This is a genomic window from Campylobacter sp. RM16190 (assembly GCF_012978835.1).
Lineage (GTDB): Bacteria > Campylobacterota > Campylobacteria > Campylobacterales > Campylobacteraceae > Campylobacter_A.
Map to the genome: position 1 here is coordinate 1 of NZ_LIWS01000017.1, position 6,786 is coordinate 6,786.

A 6,786-nucleotide genomic window follows, 5' to 3' on the forward strand; every position below is an offset into this window, starting at 1 on the left:
TAACTTTACCAATGTTAAACTAATTAGTCAATCTTTGAAATCTAAACAAGTGATCGATTGAGCCATCTACTTAATAGGCTTTCTTTGGAAAGTAATTAATGTAGAAAAACTAAAAAATCATCTTTTAATTAGCTTGCTAATTTAAAAGATCGTAGATTATAAAATTAAAAGTTTTTTGATTAAAACTTCATATAAATTTAACTAAAGAGCTCTAAGGTTTTCTAAAGCTTAATCCGCTTTTTGAATAAGACCTTAAATTTACGATTTATGACAAACGTAGTTTGGAATAAATCTTTATCTTTAGTATTGCTTCTTAGGTTTGGCTTTGCCAAACCGCTAAAGAAGATTAATATGGAGAGTTTGATCCTGGCTCAGAGTGAACGCTGGCGGCGTGCCTAATACATGCAAGTCGAACGGAGATATGAGGGCTTGCTCTTATATCTTAGTGGCGCACGGGTGAGTAATGTATAGCTAATCTGCCCTACACTAGAGGACAACAGTTGGAAACGACTGCTAATACTCTATACTCCTTCTTTACATAAGTTAAGTCGGGAAAGTTTTTCGGTGTAGGATGAGGCTATATCGTATCAGCTAGTTGGTGAGGTAATGGCTCACCAAGGCTATGACGCGTAACTGGTCTGAGAGGATGATCAGTCACACTGGAACTGAGACACGGTCCAGACTCCTACGGGAGGCAGCAGTAGGGAATATTGCTCAATGGGGGAAACCCTGAAGCAGCAACGCCGCGTGGAGGATGACACTTTTCGGAGCGTAAACTCCTTTTCTTGGGAAAGAATTATGACGGTACCCAAGGAATAAGCACCGGCTAACTCCGTGCCAGCAGCCGCGGTAATACGGAGGGTGCAAGCGTTACTCGGAATCACTGGGCGTAAAGGACGCGTAGGCGGATTATCAAGTCTTGAGTGAAATCTAACGGCTTAACCGTTAAACTGCTTGGGAAACTGATAATCTAGAGTAAGGGAGAGGCAGATGGAATTCTTGGTGTAGGGGTAAAATCCGTAGAGATCAAGAAGAATACCCATTGCGAAGGCGATCTGCTGGAACTTAACTGACGCTAATGCGTGAAAGCGTGGGGAGCAAACAGGATTAGATACCCTGGTAGTCCACGCCCTAAACGATGTATACTAGTTGTTGCCAAGCTAGTCTTGGCAGTAATGCACCTAACGGATTAAGTATACCGCCTGGGGAGTACGGTCGCAAGATTAAAACTCAAAGGAATAGACGGGGACCCGCACAAGCGGTGGAGCATGTGGTTTAATTCGAAGATACGCGAAGAACCTTACCCGGACTTGATATCTAACAAATCATCTAGAGATAGAAGAGTGTCTGCTTGCAGAAATGTTAAGACAGGTGCTGCACGGCTGTCGTCAGCTCGTGTCGTGAGATGTTGGGTTAAGTCCCGCAACGAGCGCAACCCACGTATTTAGTTGCTAACGGTTAGGCCGAGCACTCTAAATAGACTGCCTTCGTAAGGAGGAGGAAGGTGTGGACGACGTCAAGTCATCATGGCCCTTATGTCCGGGGCGACACACGTGCTACAATGGCATATACAATGAGACGCAATATCGCGAGATGGAGCAAATCTATAAAATATGTCCCAGTTCGGATTGGAGTCTGCAACTCGACTCCATGAAGCCGGAATCGCTAGTAATCGTAGATCAGCCATGCTACGGTGAATACGTTCCCGGGTCTTGTACTCACCGCCCGTCACACCATGGGAGTTGATTTCACTCGAAGTCGGAATGCTAAACTAGCTACCGCCCACAGTGGAATCAGCGACTGGGGTGAAGTCGTAACAAGGTAACCGTAGGAGAACCTGCGGTTGGATCACCTCCTTTCTAGAGTACAATGAATATTCTCTCACAAGATATTCATCAAAGGAAAATTTAGATTAGCCTTATTAAACTAATCTACTCAATCATCCTTGTTTAGTTTTGAAAGATTGACGGCTAATAAATTTGTCTAATTCCTTAATTGCCTAGACAAAAACCTAAATTTGCGATTTATGATAAATGAAGTTTAGAATAAATCTTTATAACTTTAGGTGGGTGCAGGGAGTGAAACTCCTGCTCGTAAATACTAGCTTACTAGTATGCGAAGTAAGGATGTTAAGGGGAATTAGCTCAGCTGGGAGAGCGCCTGCTTTGCACGCAGGAGGTCAGCGGTTCGATCCCGCTATTCTCCACCAAATTTAAGTGCGAAGCTATTTTTCTTCTAGACAAGAAAAAGCTACCGAGTAACAAGGAGCGTAGATACACTACGTGACGAAGTTACGACCAAGCTTTGACACAGTATAGAATGCAAAAGAGCAAGCAAGAGGGCCTATAGCTCAGCTGGTTAGAGTGCACCCCTGATAAGGGTGAGGTCACAAGTTCAAGTCTTGTTAGGCCCACCATTAATTAGCAAATAAATAAAATTAGTTTAACTACAAAAGATTTAAACATCAAAGTTTAAATCAAGTATTCTAAAACGAATATTTGCTTTAGACTTTGAAATATAGCCTATCTATCATAAATACGGCAACGCTTAAAGCGTTGGTGTGCTTTAGGGGTTTCCAAAGGGCGTAGCTCTTTGGTCGCAAATACTAGCTTTGCTAGTATGCGAAGTCTAAAACGTTCTTTTATTTATCATTGTTAAGAGTCACAAGCAAGTTTTTAAATAAAACAATTTTACAGGACTTGTTAAAGATTTAAATATCTTATCTCTTGAATATAATCAGTATTCAGAAGTTTAACGTCACAAGATATATGGAGTTTAAAACTTATCTATATATCAGTTAATGCTTTCCGTCTTGGGGATGAGAGTTTAAATTTAGTAATTTACAAAGTAAATTTGACTAACTTTTCTCTTTTTATTATTTATCTTAAAATAAATATAAATATAAATAGATAAAGCTTTAAATTTATAAATTACCTTTAACAAGGAAGTGATGCGAATTAGAATATATTAATCTAATATAATAAAAGGTAAGCTACTAAGAGCAAGTGGTGGATGCCTTGGCTAGTAGAGGCGATGAAGGACGTGCCAGGCTGCGATAAGACTCGGGGAGCCGTCAAGGGGCTTTGATCCGGGTATTTCCGAATGGGGCAACCCAGTTAAGTGCGAACTTAACTACCTATATGGAGCGAACGTTGGGAATTGAAACATCTTAGTACCAACAGGAAAAGAAATCAAATGAGATTACGCTAGTAGCGGCGAGCGAACGCGTAAGAGGGCAAACCGTTAGTTTACTAACGGGGTTGTAGGACTGCAACATAGACTAAACAAAGCTAATAGAATAAGCTGGAAAGCTTAAGCATAGAGGGTGATACTCCCGTATATGAAAGCGATGTTTTACTTAGCAGTATCCTGAGTAGGGCGGAACACGTGATATTCTGTCTGAAGCTGGGTAGACCACTATCCAACCCTAAATACTACTACTAGACCGATAGTGCACAAGTACCGTGAGGGAAAGGTGAAAAGAACTGAGGTGATCAGAGTGAAATAGAACCTGAAACCATTTGCTTACAATCATTCAGAGCCCTATGATTTATCAGGGTGATGGACTGCCTTTTGCATAATGAGCCTGCGAGTTGTGATGTCTGGCGAGGTTAAGGAAACCCGGAGCCGTAGCGAAAGCGAGTCTTAATAGGGCGTTTAGTCAGATGTTGCAGACCCGAAACGATGTGATCTATCCATGAGCAGGTTGAAACTGGTGTAAGAGCCAGTGGAGGACCGAACCCGCTAGCGTTGAAAAGCTATGGGATGACTTGTGGATAGGGGTGAAAGGCCAATCAAACATCGTGATAGCTGGTTCTCTCCGAAATATATTTAGGTATAGCGTCATGTAGTAACACTAGGGGGTAGAGCACTGAATGGGCTAGGGCATACACCAATGTACCAAACCCTATCAAACTCCGAATACCTAGTGTGTAATCATGGCAGTCAGGCGGCGAGTGATAAAATCCGTCGTCGAGAGGGGAACAACCCAGACTAACAGCTAAGGTCCCTAAATCTCATTTAAGTGGAAAACGATGTGGAGTTACTGAAACAACCAGGAGGTTGGCTTAGAAGCAGCCATCCTTTAAAGAAAGCGTAATAGCTCACTGGTCTAGTGATTCTGCGCGGAAAATATAACGGGGCTAAAATGAGTACCGAAGCTTTAGACTTGCACTTAATCCTAACTACTCAGATTGTTTATAAAGAGTATTGAGTTATGTTTCTCATAAATTTAATTCTCTTCTATAAATTAAATTTATGAGAAAATAGTTTAGGCTAAAACAGTAGTTAGAATTAAGTGCAAGTGGTAGGAGAGCGTTCTATTCAGCGTTGAAGGTGTACCGGTAAGGAGCGCTGGAGCGGATAGAAGTGAGCATGCAGGCATGAGTAGCGATAATTAATGTGAGAATCATTAACGCCGTAAACCCAAGGTTTCCTACGCGATGCTCGTCATCGTAGGGTTAGCCGGGTCCTAAGCAAAGTCCGAAAGGGGTATGCGATGGAAAATTGGTTAATATTCCAATGCCAACTATTATGTGCGATGGAAGGACGCTTAGAGTTAAAGGAGCCAGCGGATGGAAGTGCTGGTCGAAAGGTGTAGGTTGAGTTACAGGCAAATCCGTAACTCTTTATCCGAGACCCCACAGGCAGACAAAGTTCTTCGGAACAGCGTTTGAATCCTTGATACTGTCGAGCCAAGAAAAGTTTCTAAGTTTAGTAATAGTTGCCCGTACCGTAAACCGACACAGGTGGGTGGGATGAGTATTCTAAGGCGCGTGGAAGAACTCTCTTCAAGGAACTCTGCAAAATAGCACCGTATCTTCGGTATAAGGTGTGCCTAGCTTTGTTAAGTATTTGACTGCATAAGCAAAGAAGGTTACAACAAAGAGTCCCTCCCGACTGTTTACCAAAAACACAGCACTCTGCTAACTCGTAAGAGGATGTATAGGGTGTGACGCCTGCCCGGTGCTCGAAGGTTAATTGATGACGTTAGCTCTGCGAAGCGTTTGATCGAAGCCCGAGTAAACGGCGGCCGTAACTATAACGGTCCTAAGGTAGCGAAATTCCTTGTCGGTTAAATACCGACCTGCATGAATGGCGTAACGAGATGGGAGCTGTCTCGAAGAGGGATCCAGTGAAATTGTAGTGGAGGTGAAAATTCCTCCTACCCGCGGCAAGACGGAAAGACCCCGTGGACCTTTACTACAGCTTGACACTGCTATTGGGATAAAGATGTGCAGGATAGGTGGGAGGCTTTGATCTATAGACGCCAGTTTATAGTGAGCCGTTGTTGAGATACCACTCTTTTTTATTCTGATAGCTAACTGGCATGAGTTATCCTCATGCAGGACAATGTCTGGTGGGTAGTTTGACTGGGGCGGTCGCCTCCCAAAATGTAACGGAGGCTTACAAAGGTTGGCTCAGAACGGTTGGAAATCGTTCGTAGAGTATAAAGGTATAAGCCAGCTTAACTGCGAGACGTACATGTCAAGCAGAGACGAAAGTCGGTCTTAGTGATCCGGTGGTTCTGTGTGGAAGGGCCATCGCTCAAAGGATAAAAGGTACCCCGGGGATAACAGGCTGATCTCCCCCAAGAGCTCACATCGACGGGGAGGTTTGGCACCTCGATGTCGGCTCATCGCATCCTGGGGCTGGAGCAGGTCCCAAGGGTATGGCTGTTCGCCATTTAAAGCGGTACGCGAGCTGGGTTCAGAACGTCGTGAGACAGTTCGGTCCCTATCTGCCGTGGGCGTAAGAAGATTGAGGAGAGTTGACCCTAGTACGAGAGGACCGGGTTGAACCAACCACTGGTGTACGAGTTGTCCTGCCAAGGGCACCGCTCGGTAGCTAAGTTGGGATGTGATAAGAGCTGAAAGCATCTAAGCTCGAAGCCAACTCCAAGATGAATCTTCTTTTAAGACCTCATAAAGACTATATGTTTGATAGGCTGGGTGTGTAATGGATGAAAGTCCTTTAGCTGACCAGTACTAATAGGTCGTCTGCTTATCTTTTAATAAGCATCACTTCCTTGTTAAGGGTAAAATTGATTCCTAATTTTTTCTACTATGCTTCGTTAGACTTCGTTTCAGACTTCGGTCACATACTATATGTATACTCCCTCGTCTTTACTCGTCTGCCTTGCCTAGCGAAAAACTAGTTCTCAATTCAAAAACCTTGCAAGAAAAGATTGTTATTTTAAAACGCTTTAACTCTTAACAATTAAAAGACAGTGTTAAATAAGAGATTATATAGTAATCAGTTAAGGTATAAAGATATCTTAGTTAAATTACAAAGAGATTTTTTCTTAGACAAGGCAGACGAAAGGAAAACAAAGGAGCATATGTATAATATGTGACTGCAGTTTTACTTGAAGTCTAACGCAGTATAAGGAAAAATTCTGAAGTAATTTTTTATTTAACACTGCCCGTGACTATACAGACGAGGAAACGCCTTGCTCCATCTCGAACCAAGAAGCTAAGCTCGTCCTGGCTGATGATACTCTCCCTTACTGGGATGCTGGAAAAGTAGGTCGTTGCGGGCTTTGTTATTTATACAAAGCTACCACTTATTTAAATCACTAAAACTCATTAAAACATTATCATAAACATCTAATCTAAACAGCTATTAAAATATTTATATCAATAATATCAACACTAAGATATTTATATATTTATACAAGATAAGCTTTATAAACACTTATATTTAAAATCTTTACCTAATGTCTTATTCTCTTTATACATAGTAGGCTGAAGTTAAGAAGTATTCTGATTGTAGGATGGATGTTTT

Annotated in this window: 2 tRNA genes and 3 rRNA genes; all 5 read left to right on the top strand. The window is 42.2% G+C overall.

Going from position 1 to position 6,786, the window contains the following annotated elements:
* Positions 1-348: 348 nt before the first annotated feature.
* The 5 genes from CDOM16190_RS10315 to rrf all read left to right on the top strand — a co-directional run bounded on the left by CDOM16190_RS10315 (position 349) and on the right by rrf (position 6,541).
* Positions 349-1,859, top strand: a 16S ribosomal RNA gene (locus CDOM16190_RS10315).
* 274 nt (positions 1,860-2,133) lie between these two features.
* A tRNA-Ala gene (locus CDOM16190_RS10320) sits at positions 2,134-2,209 on the top strand.
* Between the two features lie 130 nt (positions 2,210-2,339).
* Positions 2,340-2,416 (top strand) — tRNA-Ile (locus tag CDOM16190_RS10325).
* 569 nt (positions 2,417-2,985) lie between these two features.
* Positions 2,986-6,011, top strand: a 23S ribosomal RNA gene (locus CDOM16190_RS10330).
* 411 nt (positions 6,012-6,422) lie between these two features.
* Positions 6,423-6,541 (top strand): 5S ribosomal RNA (rrf, locus tag CDOM16190_RS10335).
* The 16S, 23S and 5S rRNA genes sit together here with 2 tRNA genes alongside, the layout of an rRNA operon.
* Positions 6,542-6,786 lie beyond the last annotated feature (245 nt).